General features: G+C 74.3%; 13 protein-coding genes. 4 read left to right on the top strand and 9 right to left on the bottom strand.

Annotated elements, in window-relative coordinates; genetic code table 11:
- Positions 1-158: 158 nt before the first annotated feature.
- From JT723_RS07115 to JT723_RS07100, 4 genes are all read left to right on the top strand, one after another.
- A complete protein-coding gene (locus JT723_RS07115) occupies positions 159-1088 on the top strand; it encodes an ATP-binding cassette domain-containing protein (protein ID WP_205043594.1) in 930 nt (309 codons plus the stop codon).
- On the top strand, positions 1085-1933 hold the full coding sequence (locus tag JT723_RS07110; protein WP_240165161.1) for an ABC-2 transporter permease: 849 nt from the start codon (positions 1085-1087) through the stop codon (positions 1931-1933). Before JT723_RS07115 ends, JT723_RS07110 begins: the two co-directional genes overlap by 4 nt.
- Before the next feature lie 10 nt (positions 1934-1943).
- Entirely contained in the window at positions 1944-3383 is a 1440-nt protein-coding gene (locus JT723_RS07105; protein WP_307863908.1) for a sensor histidine kinase, read from the top strand.
- Positions 3384-3469: 86 nt separating this feature from the next.
- Complete coding sequence (locus JT723_RS07100) at positions 3470-4138, top strand: response regulator (protein ID WP_205043664.1); 669 nt, start codon at positions 3470-3472, stop codon at positions 4136-4138.
- 31 nt (positions 4139-4169) lie between these two features.
- Here the strand turns inward: JT723_RS07100 and JT723_RS07095 are convergent, their stop codons facing one another.
- The 9 genes from JT723_RS07095 to rimP all read right to left on the bottom strand — a co-directional run bounded on the left by JT723_RS07095 (position 4170) and on the right by rimP (position 16705).
- Positions 4170-5141, bottom strand: coding sequence for a bifunctional riboflavin kinase/FAD synthetase (locus JT723_RS07095; protein ID WP_205043593.1), 972 nt, complete (start codon positions 5139-5141; stop codon positions 4170-4172).
- Positions 5142-5282: 141 nt separating this feature from the next.
- On the bottom strand, positions 5283-9083 hold the full coding sequence (locus tag JT723_RS07090; protein ID WP_205043592.1) for a S1C family serine protease: 3801 nt from the start codon (positions 9081-9083) through the stop codon (positions 5283-5285).
- Positions 9084-9537: 454 nt separating this feature from the next.
- A complete protein-coding gene (gene truB, locus JT723_RS07085) occupies positions 9538-10434 on the bottom strand; it encodes a tRNA pseudouridine(55) synthase TruB (RefSeq protein ID WP_205043591.1) in 897 nt (298 codons plus the stop codon).
- On the bottom strand, positions 10431-10952 hold the full coding sequence (rbfA, locus tag JT723_RS07080; RefSeq protein ID WP_205043590.1) for a 30S ribosome-binding factor RbfA: 522 nt from the start codon (positions 10950-10952) through the stop codon (positions 10431-10433). The genes truB and rbfA overlap by 4 nt, the downstream gene beginning before the upstream one ends.
- A gap of 66 nt (positions 10953-11018) precedes the next feature.
- Positions 11019-11312 carry a DUF503 domain-containing protein gene (locus tag JT723_RS07075; protein ID WP_205043589.1) on the bottom strand — a complete coding sequence of 98 codons (294 nt, stop codon included), beginning with the start codon at positions 11310-11312 and terminating at the stop codon, positions 11019-11021.
- Between the two features lie 116 nt (positions 11313-11428).
- Positions 11429-14539: a translation initiation factor IF-2 gene (infB, locus tag JT723_RS07070; protein ID WP_205043588.1), complete on the bottom strand. Its 3111-nt coding sequence runs from the start codon at positions 14537-14539 to the stop codon at positions 11429-11431.
- Positions 14540-14701: 162 nt separating this feature from the next.
- Positions 14702-14983, bottom strand: coding sequence for a YlxR family protein (locus JT723_RS07065; RefSeq protein WP_205043587.1), 282 nt, complete (start codon positions 14981-14983; stop codon positions 14702-14704).
- A gap of 103 nt (positions 14984-15086) precedes the next feature.
- On the bottom strand, positions 15087-16118 hold the full coding sequence (nusA, locus tag JT723_RS07060; protein ID WP_205043586.1) for a transcription termination factor NusA: 1032 nt from the start codon (positions 16116-16118) through the stop codon (positions 15087-15089).
- A 2-nt stretch (positions 16119-16120) separates the two neighbouring features.
- Positions 16121-16705, bottom strand: coding sequence for a ribosome maturation factor RimP (gene rimP / locus JT723_RS07055; protein ID WP_205043585.1), 585 nt, complete (start codon positions 16703-16705; stop codon positions 16121-16123).
- Between the last annotated feature and the right edge of the window lie 107 nt (positions 16706-16812).

Here is a 16812-nt window from a genome sequence, read left to right as displayed (position 1 = left end):
GGTCGAGTACCCCGCCGGTCGTACACGGTGTCACCCCGGGGATGCAGCCGGCGGGCTACGGAATCCGCCCGTGGACCGTCGCGGACGGGGGGTCGGGAATCGGACGATGGAGACATCCTGATCGACCCCCCTCCGACGCACGCCAAGAGGTCCCTCCCATGATCGAAGCCCACGCCCTGACCAAACGCTACGGCGAGCGCGCCGCGGTGACCGAGCTGAGTTTCACCGTGCGACCGGGCGCCGTCACGGGCTTCCTCGGGCCGAACGGTGCCGGGAAGTCGACCACGATGCGGATGATCCTCGGGCTCGACGCTCCGACCTCCGGGGAGGTGTCGGTCAACGGGAAACGGTACGCCCAGCACCGTGCGCCCCTGCACGAGGTCGGCGCCATGCTGGAGGCGCGGGCGATCCACACCGGCCGGAGCGCCTACAACCATCTGCTGGCGCTGGCCGCCACGACGGGGATACCGCGCCGCCGGGTGGACGAGGTGATCGACATCGTCGGGCTGCGCGAGGTCGCGCGAAAGCGGGCAGGCGGCTTCTCGCTGGGCATGGGCCAGCGGCTGGGCATCGCCAGCGCACTGCTCGGCGACCCGGCCACGCTGGTGCTGGACGAGCCGGTGAACGGGCTCGATCCCGAGGGCATCCTGTGGATCCGCAATCTGCTCAAGGACCTCGCCGCCGAGGGCCGCACGGTCCTGCTGTCCTCGCATCTGATGTCGGAGATGGCTCTGACGGCCGAGCACCTGATCGTCATCGGCCGCGGCCGACTGATGGCCGACACGTCGGTGGCGGAGTTCGTACGGTCCGCGGCGGGCACGTCGGTGCGGGTGCGGACGGACGAGGCGGACCGGCTGCGGCAGGCGCTGGCCGGGCCGGAGGTCACGGTGAGTTCGACCGAGCGGGAGGTGCTGGAGGTCACCGGGCTGAGCAGTGACCGGATCGGCCGGATCGCGGCGGACTCCGGGATAGCCCTCGCCGAGCTGACGCCGCAGCAGGCGTCCTTGGAGGAGGCGTTCATGGAGATGACCAGGGACGCGGTGGAGTATCAGTCCCCGGCGCGCGAGCGGGAAGGACAGCCGGCATGAGTACGACGACCAGCACGGTCATGGCGGGCGGCCCCGTGCCCCCGGCCGCGGCGGCCGCCCCGCGCGGCCATGTCACCCAGCTGCGGGTGTTCCACTCCGAGTGGATCAAGATGCGCAGTCTGCGCTCCACCTTCTACACCCTGATAGCGGCCGTGGTGGCGTTGATCGGACTGGGTGCGCTGTTCTCGGCGTTCACCGCAAGCCACTGGGCGAGCATGAATCCGCATGAGCGGGCGGACTTCGAGCCGGGTATGACGAGCCTGCGCGGCTTCTTCCTGGCCCAACTGGCGGTGGGCGTGCTCGGGGTGCTGATGATCAGCGGGGAGTATGCGACCGGGATGATCCGGGCGTCGCTGTCCGCGGTGCCGGGCAGGCTGCCGGTGCTGTGGGCCAAGGCGGGGCTGTATGCCGCGGTCATCTGGGTGCTGACGACGGCGGGCGCGCTCGTCGCCTTCCTGATCGGCCAGGCGACCATGTCCTCCAAGCACATAGGGACGTCCCTGGGCAACCCCGGAGTGCTGCGCCAGGTGATGGGAGTCGGCCTGTATCTGACGGTCGTGGGTCTGCTTGGGGTGGCGATCGGCGCGCTGATCAGGAACACGGCGGGCGGAATCGCCACGGTGTTCGGGCTGCTGCTGGTGGTGCCGGTGCTCGCCGAGGCGCTGCCCACGTCCTGGTCGAACCACGTCAACCAGTGGCTGCCGAGCAACGCGGGCCAGTCGTTGATATCCCTGCACCGGGAGGCGCATACGCTGGCGCCATGGACCGGATTCGCGGTGTTCTGCCTGTATGCGGCGGTGGCGCTGGCGGCGGCTGCGGTGCTGCTCAAGCGGCGCGACGCGTGACGGTGGCGTGATGACGTTCGCGATGCCGTCCGCGGGCGGGGCGTCCGCGGAGTCGGCAGGGGTCCCTGGCCTGGGTGAGACGTCCGACCCGGGCCGGGTCCCCCAGGCGGGCGGGGCCTCGAACCCGGGCGGGATCTCGGACCCGGACGCCGTCCCGGGGCTCGGCTCGGCGGGCCGGGGGTCGTTGCCGGACGCCGGCGGTAGCGCGGGCGGGACGGTGGAGCAGGCGGCGGGGCCGGTGGGGCGGGTGGCGGCTCGGGTCGAGCGGGTGGGCCGGGCGGGGTATGCCCGGGTCGCCCGGTGGGTGCGGCTGTCGCCGCCCGCGCTGGACGCGGTCTTCGCGGTGGGGCTGTTCATGGCGAGCGCCGCGGCGTTGCGCCAGCAGCTGTGCGGCCGTCCGATGCTGCTGGTGCCGCTGCACGCGGCGCTGGTGCTGCCATTGGTCTGGCGGCGACGGGCGCCGATGGCGGTGTTCTGCACGATCGCGGGCACGGCCCTGGTGCAGTGGTGCCTCGACGTGCGGATCCCGACGGACGTGACCCTGCTCGTCGCGCTGTACGCGGTGGCCGCCTACAGCACCCGGCGGCGCACGCTGCTGGCGTTCGCGGTGCTGGAAGGGGGCATCCTGCTCGCGACGCTGCGGTGGTCGATGCACGACAGGGGCACGGGGACGTTCGTGTCGCTGTCGGCGATGGCGACCGCCGCGATGGTGCTGGGGCTCAACATGCGCAGCCGGCGGGACCGGTTGGCGACGCTGGAGGACCGGGCGGTCCGGCTGGAGCGGGAGCGCGACCAGCAGGCGCAGCTCGCGGTGGCCGGGGAGCGGGCCAGGATCGCCCGGGAGATGCACGACATCGTGACGCACAACCTGTCGGTGATGGTGGCGCTCGCGGACGGCGCGGTCTTCGCCCAGCGGCGCAGTCCGGAGCGGGCGGCCACCGCGATGCGGCAGGTGTCGGCGACGGGGCGGCAGGCGATCACGGACATGCGGCGCTTCCTCGGGGTGCTGCGGGCCGACGAGCCGGACGCGCTGCGGCATCCGATGCCGGGCATCGGGCAGTTGCCCGCGCTGGCCGAGCAGGTGCGGGCGGCGGGACTGCCCACCCGGCTGGAGGTGGCCGGTGATCCGGCGCTCGTGCCGGTCGCGGCGCAGCTGACGGTGTACCGGCTGGTGCAGGAGGCGTTGACCAACACCTTGAAGCACGCGTCCGCGGGGGCCAGCGCCGAGGTGCGGGTCGAGTGCGCGCCGGAGGCGGTGTCCGTCACGGTGACCGACGACGGCACCGGGCCTGCGTTGCCGCGCGACCCCGCCGCGTCCGCCGGGCACGGGCTGCCCGGGATGCGGGAGCGTGCCGCGGCCTATGGCGGCCGGCTGACGGCGGGGCCGCTGCCCGGCGGCGGCTGGCAGGTGGCCGCCGTTCTCACTCTGACCACTCCGGAGCCGTTGTGACCGCAGAATCCGCAGCATCCGCAGCACCGCCGGCGGGCGCCACCTCGCCGGGGAGGGTGGTCGCGGGCAGGAAGGAGGAGGCGCCGGTGATCCGGGTGCTGCTGGTGGACGACGAGCCGCTGCTGCGGATGGCGTTCACGATGGTGCTGGACGCGCAGGCCGACATGACGGCGGTGGGTGAGGCGGGGGACGGTGCGCAGGCGGTGCGGCTCACCCGGGAGCTGCGGCCCGACGTGGTGCTGATGGACGTGCGGATGCCGGGCACCGACGGGATCGAGGCGACGGCGCGGATCATCGAGAGCTGCCCGCAGTCGAAGGTGCTGATCCTGACGACGTTCGACCTGGACGAGTACGCCTTCGCCGGGCTGCGGGCGGGGGCGTCCGGCTTCCTGCTGAAGAACGCGCTGCCCGAGGAGTTGCTGGCGGCCATCCGGTCGGTGGCGGCGGGGGACGCGGTGGTGGCGCCGCGGATCACCCGGCGGCTGCTGGAGAACTTCGCGCACCAGCTGCCGGCGGCGGGCGGCGCCGAGGGTCCTGAGGCGGACGAGCGGCTGTCGCGGTTGACGGCCAGGGAGCGGGAGGTACTGGTGGAGGTGGGCCGGGGGCTGTCGAACACCGAGATCGCCGCGTCGCTGCACCTGGCGGAGGCCACGGTCAAGACGCACTTCAGCCGGGTGCTGGTCAAGCTGGAGCTGCGGGACCGGGTCCAGGCGGTGGTGTTCGCGTACGAGACGCGGCTGGTCCGCCCGACGTGAGCCCCGGGGGTGCCCCCGGGGCAGGCGGCGGTTAGCGGGCGTCGCTGCGGGAGGGCTGGGCGGCCGCCCCGATGAGGTCCCTGGCGCGCTTCACGTCGTCGGCCATCCGTTCGAGCAGGGCGTCGATGGTGTCGAACTTCTCCATCCCGCGCAGATAGGCCAGGAAGTCCACGGCGACGTGCAGGCCGTAGAGGTCCAGGTCGACCCGGTCGATGGCGTAGGCCTCGACGGTCCTGGTGGTGCCGTCGAAGGTCGGGTTGGTGCCGACGGAGATCGCGGCGGGCATGGCCTCGTCGCCGACGTGCAGCCATCCCGCGTAGATGCCGTCGGCGGGGATGGCGGTGTGCGGCAGGGTCTCGACGTTGGCGGTGGGGTAGCCCAGGTCGCGGCCGCGCTGGGCGCCGCGTACGACGACGCCCTCGACCCGGTGCGGGCGGCCCAGCACCTCGGCGGCGCCCTCCATGTCGCCCGCGCTGATCAGCCGCCGTGTCAGACTGGAGGAGAAGGGTTCGCCGCCGCCGGCCGCACCGCTCATGAAGAGGTCCACGACCTCCAGCTCGTAGTCGTACTTCAGCCCGAGCGCGGACAGGAAGTCGACGTCGCCCGCGGCCTTGTGGCCGAAGCGGAAGTTCGGGCCCTCCACCACATGCTTGGCGTGCAGCCCGTCCACCAGCACCGTGCGGACGAACTCGCTCGGTGAGAGCTGGGAGAACTCGCTCGTGAAGGGGATGATCAGCAGGGCGTCCACCCCGAGTGCCGCGACCAGTTCTGCGCGGTGGTGGTGGGCGGACAGCAGCGGAGGGTGGCTGCCGGGCCTGACGACCTCGCTGGGGTGCGGGTCGAAGGTCACGACCACCGACGGCAGCCCCATCTCGCGTGCCCGCTCCACCGCACGGCCCATGATCAGCTGGTGGCCCCGGTGGACGCCGTCGTAGGAGCCGATGGTGACGACGCAGCGTCCCCAGTCACCGGGAACGTCATCCAAGCCCCGCCAGCGCTGCACCTTGACGCTCCGCTTCCCTCGCTGAATCCATGACATTCGCTTTTCTGCAGAGCCAAGACTGCCATGTCCGCCGCCGCCGCGGATCCTCGGCCCGGCCGGGGCGTGCTTCCCCGCGGCGGCGGGGGCGGCTTCCGGTGCTGCTCAGCTGCGCTCGCCCGACGCCGGTGCGGGACGGCCGAGGCGGTGGCGGGCGCTCGGGCCGACGAGCGGGTCCCAGGTGGCGGTGTCGGTGAGCCAGTCGAGCAGCAGCCGGGAGAAGTCGGGGGTGGCGGCGGCGAGTTCGACGACGCGGCGGTCGAAGCGGGCGGCGCCCTCGGGGGTGCGGCCGAGCAGCAGGGCGAGGCGGCGGACCAGGTCGTGGGTGAGCGGCGGCGGCCGGCGGGCGGCGCCGTCGGCCGCCGCGGCGAGCAGGGCGTCCAGGACGTCGGGGTCGCGTTCCGTCTCCAGCACAGCGTCCAGGAGTTCCTGGCGCAGCGGCCGGGACAGGTGGCTGCCGGGGGCGGCGAGCACCGCGACCAGGATGCTGCGGACCTCCGGCGGGTGGTCGCGCAGCAGCGCGGTGGTCAGCGGCAGGACCACGGCACGCACCGCGGGTCCCTGTTCAAGCCGCAGGTCCAGGAAGCGGGCGACGCCCGCTGCCCCTGCGGGGCGGTGCCGCAGGTGGTCCTGGACCAGGGCGGCGGTCCTGCGGGCCAGCGCGGGGGCGGTGACCGCGGCCATCTCCGCGAGCAGGTCGTCGGCGCCGACCTCGGCGGACCGCAGCCTGGCCTGGAAGGCGGCGAGCACCGGTTCGGGATGCGTGGTCAGCGCCGCGGCCAGTGCGCCGGCCGGCAGCCTGGGGTCGCCGGTGGCGAAACGGTCGAGTGCGGCCGGGAGGTGGCGGGCGCGGGTGGCCGGGTCGCGGACCAGCATGCCCAGCACGGCGCCGTGCAGCGAGCAGTCGCCGGGGCGGGACAGTACGGCAAGGGCGGCATAGCGGAGGAGTTCGCGGTCGGCGTCGGAGCGCACGTGCAGGGCGGCGCGCGGGCCGTACGCGGCGGCTGCGACGTGCCGGTCCGGGCGCGGGTCGTGCGCCCAGCGGTCGACGGCCCGGCACACCGCGGACGGCTCGTCCTCGGCCAGCGCGGCCAGGAGTTCGTCGGCGCCGGGGTGGGCCGCGGCGACCAGGGCCTCGGTCAGGTCGTCCACGGCGAGCCTGCGGTGGGTGTGCAGCAGGGCCTGCGCGGCCGAGGCGACGGTCAGCCGCGGCCCGTCGATGCCGGGCGGTGCCTGGAGCGGGCGGTCGTCGTCGAACCAGCCGCACACCGCGGGCAGCACGTCGGCGGGCCGCTCGCACAGCAGCTCGGCGACGGCGGCCAGGAAGCGGTCGTGGCGGTCGGGCAGCCCGGGCGGGCCGTCGGCGGGCAGCAGCAGCCGCAGCAGTTCGAGGCGTTCTGCGACCGGCAGCCGCACCCGGCGCCAGAACCACGGCCCGAAGTCGCCGAGGCCGCCCATGCCCTCGGGGGTGAAGCCGCCGCGCTCCACGGCCCGTACCGCGGTCCTGGCTGCCAGGTCGCGCAGCACCGTGCGGCACACCGTCGCGTCGGGCAGCCGCAGCAGCACCTCGCGCAGCAGGTGCGCCGCCCACCACAGGGCGTCGCCGCGCCGGGCTGCGGGGCCGGGCAGGGAAGGCCGCCCGGCGACCTGCACGCCGTCGGGCCAGCCGCCGTCGTCGGAGTCCTGCTGCCGCAGCGTCCCGGGTACCGCGTCGGGGCGGGCGGCCCTGCGGGTCCTGGGGTTGGGCACGGTGTCGGCGTCGAGGTCGTCGGGGGGCGGCGCGGACGGGGCCGGCACCGTGACCGCAGGCGGGGGCGGTGCGGGCGCCTTGCGCGGGGTGCAGCGGGTGGGCGGCGGCGTCCTGTGGTCGAGGGCCTGGACGAGGCCGGCCAGATGCCCGGCCAGTTCCGCGGGCGGCGCCATCAGCAGCGCCTGCACGACGGGTCCCGCCCGGTGCCGGGGCACCGGCAGGGAGCGCGGCGCCGACGGCGGGGCGACGGCCGGCGCCGGCGGTACGGGCGGCGGCTGCCCTGCCCGCGCGGCGGGGCGGGAGGGGAGGCGTACGGGAGCGTCGGCGGATTCCGCGGCCGGGGCGGCGAACCAGCGGTGGACCAGGGCTTGCAGGGCCGCGGCCAGGTCCAGGTGCACGGCCTGCAGCCAGTCGGCGGCCTCCTCGTGGACGAAGCGGTAGCCGGCGCCCGCGGGGACGAGCAGGCCCTCGGTCAGCACGGCGGAGGCCCAGCCCGTACGCCAGGGGAAGAGCTCCTCGAAGGCCTCCCGGTCCAGCTCGCCCTGGCCAGGGCCGAGGCAGCGGCGGGCGGCCTCGTGCACCTGGCCCGCGACCCGGGCGGCCAGGTGCCGCACGCCGGTGCCGCGTACCGGCGGGTCGGCCGCGGCGGCCAGCCGGACCGCGATCCGCAGGCACATCAGGTCGAGGTGCGCGGCGAAGACCTGCACGCGGGAGGGGGTGCCGTCGGCGCCGCCCGGGACGGCCGCACGGACCTCCGACAGCAGCCGCAGCGTCAGCGGGTGCGCCTCGTCGGCGCTGCCGAGTGCCCCGTCGGGCAGGCCGTAGCGCTCGCGGGCCGCCGCGGCCTGCGCGGCGTCCAGGTCGCCGACGCGCACGTACGGCGGCAGCGGGCGGCTGCCGTCCTCGGGTGACCCGGGTGCCGGGCGCCCGTGCAGCAGGGCCGCGGGCAGCAGCCGGCCCGCCTGGTCCCAGAACTCGGGCCTGCAGGCGACGACCAGCCGGGCCGTCCCCGCCCGCAGCCAGCTCGCGGTGCCCGCGGTCCAGTCGTCGAGGGCGTGGGCGAGGACCGGCGGCATCTCCTCGGGGGCGTCGAGCACGATCAGCAGCGGGCGCCCTGCGGCCCGCGCGAGGTCGGCGACGGCGTCGGGCGAGGCGTGCAGCGGCTCGGCGGTCGTGGCGGCGCCGACGATCCGGGCCGCGGTGCGCAGCGACCGCTCCACCGCGTCCTTGATGCCGCCGTCGGCGGGGCGCAGTTCCGCGCCGCGCAGCCACACGGTGGGTGCGGGCAGTGCGCCGCGGGTGCGGCGGGCGGCGAGCCGGGCCAGCTCGGTGCTGCGGCCCGTGCCGGGCTCGCCGACCAGGCCGAGCACCAGCGGGGCGCTCTCCCCCCGTGCGGCGAGGAATTCCCGCAGGGCGTCGGCGACGTCCGGCCTGGCGACCGGCTCGCGCCACTCGGCGGGGCCGGAGGCCGCGCCCACGGAGGTCGCGGTCAGCTGGAGCGCGCCGGCGAGGTTCAGGTGCGGGCCGTAGCCGGGCACGGTCGCCGCGTTGCGGGCCAGCAGGTCGGTCAGCGCGCGGGGTGCGCCCGCGGGCCGCAGCGGCAGTGCGAAGCCGGCGGCGCGGTGCCCGGCGTGCAGGGCGGTCGCGACGACGCCGAGCACCGCGCCGGTCAGCGCGTCGACGACGGGCGTGCCGGAGGCCTGCGGCGGCACACGGCTCATGTCGGTGCCGTCCAGGGCGAGTTCGTAGACGCCCTCCAGCAGGTGGAAGCGGTCGGTGGCGGTGTACGTCACCGTGGCGGTGCCCAGCACCGTGCCCTCGGCGGGCTGCGGCAGCCGGACGCGGATCCGCCGCTCGGGGTGCGCGGGGCCGCCGGGCGCCAGTGCCAGCGGCGGCATGCTCAGCCCTTCGGTGGCGACCAGGGCGAGGCCCTCTTCCGGCAGTGCGGTGATGGCGGCGGCCTCGACCAGGCACAACTGCCCGCCGGGTGCGTGCAGCACCAGCCGGGCCAGGCCGTCGACGGCCTCGTGGCTGGTGACCATCGTGCCGTCGGCGTCGGCGAGGAAGCCGGTGCCGCGGGGGCGTCCTGCGAGGTCGCAGACCCGGACGAGTACGTCGTCCGCTCCGCCGCCCGCCGCCCCCCGTGCCGCCCCCATGCGGGCACCTCCCCCACTACCGCGCCCAGTTCGTCCCGCTTCGACGGTAGTGTCGGTTGATCGCCCCGCCTAGATCACCGGGCGAAGGCGCCCCCTCGTGCGCCCCGCCTTCACCCCGAGCGCCCCACCACCCGGGTGACACCAGGGCACCCCCAGGGTCGCGAGGAACTGCGCGCCCACCGCCATCCGGAGGGAAGGTCCCGGATCGAGGAAAAGAGGCACCCCGGAGGGCGGACCCACCGGGGTGCGGGCAAGAAGGGGGGCGTGCCCCCCACGGCTAGGCCGTGTTGTGGAAGTCCCGCCTGCCCCGCGACGCCTGGCACGCACACTCGCTGCGTTGTCGGAGTCGTCCGAGCAGGCCCACTACGAGGACGACCCTCCGCCTTGCGATCGCACGCACCGGACGCCGCGGGGCCCGCCCTGTGGGCGGACGGCGCTACTTCCAAAACACGGCCTAGGCGGGGAAGCCCGCCACGATGCGGGCTTGCCCTTGGTCCGGCTCCACCAGCGCCAGCAGCCGCCCGTCAGGCCCGAAGACGGCGTGCGGACCCGGCGCCAGCTCGGGCGCCCTGATGCGCACCCCGTGTCCCAGCAGCTCGGCCTGGGAGGCGTCGACGTCCCAGCGGGGGAAGGCCGCGGCGGCGGCGTCCTCGATGGGGAGGATGCGGAAGTCCTCGGTCAGCTCCTCCAGGGTGTGCGCGCCCGCGATGTCGTAGGGGCCGACGCGGGTGCGGCGCAGCGCCGTGAGGTGGCCGCCGACGCCGAGCCCGGCGCCGAGGTCGCGGGCCAGCGCCCGGATGTAGGTGCCGGAGGAGCAGACCACGGTGACGTACACGTCGAGCACCCCGGGGCCGGGGCGCACGTCCTGGACGGTGAAGGACGAGACGGTGACCGGGCGCGCGGGCAGGTCGAAGTCCTCGCCCTCGCGCACGCGGGTGTAGGACCGCACGCCGTTGACCTTGATCGCGCTGACCTTGGAGGGCACCTGCTGGATGGGGCCGGTGAGCGCCGCGATCCCGGCGTCCAGGGCCTCGCGGGTGATGGCGGCGACCGCCGCTGCCGGCGCCGTGGCGGTGACGTCGCCCTCGGCGTCGTCGGTGACGGTGGTCTGGCCGAGCCGGACGGTGGCGACGTACTCCTTCTCGGTCAGCGCGAGGTGCCCGAGCAGCCGGGTGGCCTTCTCCACGCCGATGACGAGCACGCCGGTCGCCATCGGGTCGAGGGTGCCCGCGTGGCCGACCCGGCGGGTGCCGGCCAGCCGGCGCATACGGGAGACGACGCCGTGCGAGGTGAGCCCCCCGGGCTTGTCGACCACGACCAGCCCGGAGGGTACTGCGGTGCGGGAGGTCATGCCGGTGACGTACCGCCCTCGTCGTCGGCCCGGTCGGCCCCGGAGTCCCCGTCGTCCTCGGCGTCCTCGGCGTCCTCGGCGTCCAGTTCTGCGTCCTCGTCGGCCGGCTTGCGGTACGGGTCGGCGTCGCCGGCGTACTGCGCGTCGGTGGCGGTCTTGCGGACCTCCTCGTCGGCGGCCCTGGCCTTGGCCAGCAGGTCGTCGATGGTCCGCGCGTTGTCCGGGAGGGCGTCGGCGACGAAGGCCAGGGTGGGCGTGAAGCGCACCCCGGTCTGCCGGCCGACCTCGGAGCGGAGCACGCCCTTGGCGCTCTCCAGTGCGGCGGCGGAGGCGGCCCGCTCCTCGTCGTCGCCGTAGACCGTGTAGAAGACCGTCGCCTCCCGGAGGTCGCCGGTGACCCGGGTGTCGGTGATCGTCACGTAGCCCAGCCGCGGGTCCTTGATCCGCCGCTGCAGGGTCTCCGCGACCACGACCCGGATGCGGTCGGCCAGCTTGCGCGCCCGCGCGGTGTCGGTCATCGTCTTCTTCTCTCTGTCCTGGTCGTCCTGGTCGTCCTGGTCGTTCGCCGACCGCTGCCGATGGGCTCAGTCGTCCTCACCGTGGATGCGCTGCCGTGCGGACAGCAGCTCCACTTCGGGTCGGGCGATCATCCAGCGTTCGCACCGGTCGAGTACGTCCTTGAGGTGCCCGAGTTCGCCCGACACCACGGCGATTCCTATTTCGGCCCTGCGGTAGAGGTCCTGTTCGCCGGTCTCCGCCACGCTCACCCCGAACTTCCGGTGCAGCTCGGCGACGATCGGACGGACCACGGACCGCTTCTCCTTCAGGGACCGTACGTCACCCAGGAGCAGGTCGAAGCACAGTGTGCCTGCATACATGGGTACGACGGTACAGGCGACGGCCGGGGCCGATCGACGGGATTTACCCCGCCGACCGGCCCCGGCCCCAGCCGTCGCCCGGCCGTACGGAAACTCCGTACGGCCGGGCCGCAGCGTCAGCCGCGCGGCTTCTCGCGCATCTCGTACGTCGCGATGACGTCGTCGATCTTGATGTCGTTGTAGTTGCCGAGGTTGATACCGCCCTCGTAACCCTCACGAATCTCGGTGACGTCGTCCTTGAAGCGGCGCAGGCCCTCGATGTTGAGGTTCTCCGCGATGACCTTGCCGTCGCGCAGCAGCCGGGCCTTGGTGTTGCGCCTGACCTCGCCGGAGCGGACCAGCACACCGGCGATGTTGCCGAGCTTGGAGGAGCGGAAGACCTCGCGGATCTCCGCGGTGCCCAGCTCCACCTCCTCGTACTCCGGCTTGAGCATGCCCTTGAGCGCCGCTTCGATCTCCTCGATGGCCTGGTAGATCACCGAGTAGTAGCGGACGTCCACGCCCTCGCGCTCGGCCATCTGTGCGGCACGGCCGGCCGCACGGACGTTGAAGCCGATCACGATGGCGTCGGAGCCGGTCGCCAGGTCGATGTCCGACTCGGTGACCGCACCCACACCGCGGTGCAGGACCCGGATGTCGACCTCGTCGCCGACGTCGAGCTGGAGCAGCGAGGACTCCAGGGCCTCGACCGATCCGGACGCGTCGCCCTTGATGATGAGGTTGAGTTCCTGCACCAGGCCGGCCTTGAGCGCCTCGTCCAGGTTCTCCAGGGAGAACCTGACGCCCTTGCGGGCGAAGCGGACGTTGCGCTCGCGGGCCGCGCGCTTCTCGGCGATCTGCCGGGCGGTGCGGTCCTCGTCGACGACCAGGAAGTTGTCGCCGGCGCCGGGCACGTTGGTCAGACCGAGGACGAGCACCGGAGTCGACGGGGTCGCCTCCTCCACGTTCTCGCCCTTGTCGTCGAGCATGGCGCGCACGCGGCCGTAGGCGTCGCCGACGACCATGGTGTCGCCGACCCGCAGGGTGCCGCGCTGGACCAGGACGGTCGCCACGGCGCCGCGGCCCTTGTCCAGGTGGGCCTCGATCGCGATGCCCTGTGCGTCCTGCTCCGGGTTGGCCCGCAGGTCGAGCGAGGCGTCCGCGGTGAGGATCACCGCTTCGAGCAGCTCGTCGATGTGCAGGCCCTGCTTGGCGGAGATGTCGACGAACATGGTGTCGCCGCCGTACTCCTCGGCCACCAGCCCGAACTCGGTGAGCTGGCCGCGCACCTTGGTCGGGTCCGCGCCCTCGACGTCGATCTTGTTGACCGCGACCACGATCGGCACCTCGGCCGCCTTGGCGTGGTTGAGCGCCTCGATCGTCTGCGGCATCACACCGTCGTTGGCCGCGACCACCAGGATCGCGATGTCGGTGGACTTCGCACCGCGGGCACGCATGGCGGTGAACGCCTCGTGACCGGGGGTGTCGATGAAGGTGATCCTGCGCTCTTCACCGTTGACGTCGGTGGCGACCTGGTAGGCGCCGATGTGCTGGGTGATGCCGCCGGCCTCGCCCGCGACCACGTTGGTCTTGCGGATCGCGTCGAGCAGGCGGGTCTTGCCGTGGTCGACGTGACCCATCACGGTGACGACCGGCGGGCGCGGCTGCAGTGCGTCCTCGCCGCCCTCGTCCTCGCCGAACTCGATGTCGAAGGACTCGAGCAGCTCGCGGTCCTCCTCCTCCGGGCTGACGATCTCCAGCACGTAGTTCATCTCGCCGGCCAGCAGCTCCAGGGTGGAGTCCGAGACCGACTGGGTGGCCGTGACCATCTCACCGAGGTTGAGCATCACCTGAACGAGCGACGCCGGGTTGGCGTTGATCTTCTCGGCGAAGTCGGTGAGCGAGGCACCGCGCGACAGGCGCACGGTCTGGCCGTTGCCGCGGGGCAGCAGCACGCCGCCCACGGACGGGGCCTGCATGGCCTCGTACTCCTGGCGCCGCTGGCGCTTGCTCTTACGTCCGCGCGCCGGACGGCCGCCGGGGCCGCGACCGAACGCGCCCTGCGTGCCACCACGGCCGCCCGGGCCGCCGGGACGCCCGCCGAAGCCGCCGGGACGGGGGCCGAAGCCGCCGCCACCGCCGGGAGCACCGCCGCCGGGACGGGGACCGCCGAAGCCGCCACCGCCGCCGCCGGGACGACCGCCGCCGCCGGGACCCGCGGGACGGCCGGCGAAGCCGCCGCCGCCACCGGGACGACCGCCGGGGCCGCCGGGACGCCCGCCGGGACCGCCGCTGCGGCCGCCGGGGCCACCGCCCGGGCGTCCGCCCGGGGAGGGCGCGGGGCGCTGCGGCATCATGCCCGGGTTCGGGCGCGGGCCTGCGGACTGCGGGCGGGGCATGCCGCCCGGCGAGGGACGGGCACCGCCCGCACCGCCGGGACCGCCCTGGCCGCCGCCGGGACGCGGGGCGCCACCGGGGCGCGGAGCGCCGCCGCCGGGACCCGCGGGACGCGGGGCACCGCCCTGGCCGCCGCCGGGACGCGGCGCGCCACCGGGGCGCGGCATGCCGGTGGAGCCGGACGTGAAGGGGTTGTTGCCGGGACGCGGGCCTGCGGGCCGCGCACCGGGACGTGCTGCGCCGCCCTGGCCGGGCGCGGGGCGCCCGCCCTGGCGGGGTCCGCCGTCACGCTGGCCTGCGTCGCGCCGGTCGCCGTCGCGCTGGCCGCCGGCCGGGGCCGGGCGTGCGGGGCGGGGGCCGGGGGTGGCGGAACCGGGCCTGGCGGGCTGGTTCGCCGGGGGTGCGGCGGGCGGCGCCTGGAACTCCGCGGCCGGCACGGGTGCGGCCGGAGCGGGCTTGGGCGCGGCCGGGGCCGGCTTGGGCGCGGCGGGACCCGGGCGCGGGCCGGGCGCCGGCGCGGAGCCGGTGCTCGGCGCGGCGGGGGCCGCGGGGGTGACGGGGCCGCCGGCGGCCGGCTTGGGCGCCGGGGCAGCGGGACGGGCCGGCGCACCCGGGGTGGGGGCCGGCTTGGCGGGGACGCTCTTGCGGGGTGCCGCGGGCTTGGCGGCGGACTTGCCGCCGTTGCCACCGCCGGGACCCTGGAAAGCGTCGGTCAACTTGCGGACTACCGGCGCCTCGATGGTCGAGGACGCCGAACGGACGAACTCGCCGAGTTCCTGGAGCTTGGCCATGACGACCTTGCTCTCGACTCCCATCTCTTTGGCGAGTTCGTAGACCCGGACCTTAGCCACTTCGCTCCTTTTAGGTCCGGGGTGATCGTCCGCCGGACCGTCGCTACTTCATGGGCGTACTCATCGCGTACTCATCGAGTGCTCATCGCAATCTCGACCTACTTCCATCTCGCGAGGTACCTGATCGCACGGGCTGACCCGTGCCGTACTCTTCTTGCCTTCTTACGGGGTTGCCTGCTGCTCGACAAACCGGCGCAATTCCGCGGTATCGGGCGCCACCGGGCCTCGGAAGGCCCGGCCGAACGCCCGGCGGCGGACCGCCAGGTCGAGGCAGGCAAGGGCGGGATGCAGATATGCACCCCGACCGGGCAGCGTACCGCGATGATCGGGAACGCAGGCGTCCCCGCTCATCACCACACGCAGCAGTTCGCTCTTGGCCGCTCGCTGACGACAGCCGACGCACGTACGCTCCGGGCATGCTGGCGACAGCGTCCGACCAGACACTCTTCAGTCTACCTCCCCGCGCGGACCTCACTCCTTCGAGTGTGCCGACGCACGGCTGTTCGTTTCATGGCAGCCGGGGATTCGGCCACACGTGGGTCGCGTTTCAGCCTTCCGGACGCGCCTGCACCGGTGACCGGGGGGCGGCAGGCGGCTGCTCGGCACCTTCGGTGTCGGGGCGGATGTCGATCCGCCACCCGGTGAGCCGGGCGGCGAGCCGGGCGTTCTGCCCCTCCTTGCCGATGGCCAGTGACAGCTGGTAGTCGGGCACCGTGACGCGCGCGGAGCGGGCGCCGGCGTCCACCACCTCGACCCGGGACACCCGGGCGGGCGACAGCGCGTTCGCCACCATCTCGGCCGGGTCGTCCGACCAGTCCACGATGTCGATCTTCTCGCCGTGCAGCTCGGCCATGACCGCCCGCACCCGGGCGCCCATCGGGCCGATGCAGGCGCCCTTGGCGTTGAGCCCGGAGCGCGCCGACCTGACGGCGATCTTGGTGCGGTGGCCGGCCTCGCGGGCGATCGCCTCGATCACCACCGAGCCGTCGGCGATCTCCGGCACTTCGAGCGCAAAGAGCTTCCTGACCAGGTTGGGGTGGGTGCGCGACAGGGTCACCGACGGGCCGCGGACGCCCTTGGCGACCCGCACCACGTAGGTGCGCAGCCGGATGCCGTGCTTGTACTCCTCGCCCGGCACCTGCTCCTGCACCGGCAGGATGGCCTCCAGCTTGCCGATGTCGACCAGCACGTTCTTGGGATCCTTGCCCTGCTGGACGACACCGGTCACGATGTCGCCCTCACGGCCGGCGTACTCCCCGAAGGTGACGTCGTCCTCGGCGTCGCGCAGCCGCTGCAGGATCACCTGCTTGGCGGTCGAGGCGGCGATCCGCCCGAAGCCGGAGGGCGTGTCGTCGAACTCGCGCGGCTCGGCCCCCTCGGCGACCTCCTCGGGGTCCTCGGTGGCCCACACCGTGACGTGCCCGCTGGTGCGGTCCAGCTCCACCCTGGCCCGGCGGTGGCTGCCCGGCTCGCGGTGGTAGGCGATCAGCAGTGCCGACTCGATGGCCTCGACCAGCAGGTCGAAGGAGATCTGCCGCTCCTGCACCAGGCCCCGCAGGGCCTTCATGTCGATGTCCACGGCTACGCCTCCTGCGTGCTCTCGTCGATGTCGCTGCCGCCGTCGTCGTCTCCGCCGTCGCCCGGGTCGTCGCCGTCGTCCAGTTGGTCACCGAGGTCGTCGGGCCCACCGGCCTTGCGGCTGAACTCGACCTCGACCCGGGCCTTCGCGATCTCCGCGAAGTCCGCGCGGGCGGGCTTGGGCTTACGGCCCTTGACGCCCGGCACCTCCAGGTCGAGACCCGTCTCGTCCACCGCCATGATCCGTGCGATCAGCTCGCCGCGCTCCCTGAGCGCCAGCTTCACCAGGCGTCCCGTGTTGCGCCGGAAGTGCCGCGGCTCGGTCAGCGGCCGGTCGGTGCCCGGCGAGGTGACCTCAAGGACGTACTCCGCCTCACCCATCACATCCGAGTCGTCCAGCGCCTGGGAGACGGTGCGGCTGACGGCCGCCACGGTATCCAGCTCCACCCCGTCCTCGGCGTCCACCACGACCAGCAGCTGCCGCCGCCGGCCCGACGCGGTCAGGGTGACGTCCTCCAGGTCGAGCCCGGCCTCGCCGACAAGCGGCTCAAGCAGCGCGCGCAGCCTCTCGCTCTGGGTGGTGCTCATCCGGGTGACTCCTCGGCCGCGTGTGCTGTTGTGATGGAAGGTCGCGTGTAAGGGCAAGGCTACCCGAGCCGGGGCAGCGCACCGCGCCACTCGGGCACCCGTACACT

The organism is Actinacidiphila bryophytorum, assembly GCF_016916835.1.
Lineage (GTDB): Bacteria > Actinomycetota > Actinomycetes > Streptomycetales > Streptomycetaceae > Actinacidiphila > Actinacidiphila bryophytorum.
This window is presented reverse-complemented; position numbering and strand designations above follow the sequence as displayed.

Coding starts and splice junctions, on each gene's coding strand:
- JT723_RS07090 (WP_205043592.1), bottom strand. CDS start 9,083: ATGGGGGCGGCACGGGGGGCGGCGGGCGGCGGAGCGGACGACGTACTC.
- JT723_RS07115 (WP_205043594.1), top strand. CDS start 159: ATGATCGAAGCCCACGCCCTGACCAAACGCTACGGCGAGCGCGCCGCG.
- rbfA (WP_205043590.1), bottom strand. CDS start 10,952: ATGACCGACACCGCGCGGGCGCGCAAGCTGGCCGACCGCATCCGGGTC.
- rimP (WP_205043585.1), bottom strand. CDS start 16,705: ATGAGCACCACCCAGAGCGAGAGGCTGCGCGCGCTGCTTGAGCCGCTT.
- JT723_RS07105 (WP_307863908.1), top strand. CDS start 1,944: ATGACGTTCGCGATGCCGTCCGCGGGCGGGGCGTCCGCGGAGTCGGCA.
- JT723_RS07110 (WP_240165161.1), top strand. CDS start 1,085: ATGAGTACGACGACCAGCACGGTCATGGCGGGCGGCCCCGTGCCCCCG.
- truB (WP_205043591.1), bottom strand. CDS start 10,434: ATGACCTCCCGCACCGCAGTACCCTCCGGGCTGGTCGTGGTCGACAAG.
- JT723_RS07075 (WP_205043589.1), bottom strand. CDS start 11,312: ATGTATGCAGGCACACTGTGCTTCGACCTGCTCCTGGGTGACGTACGG.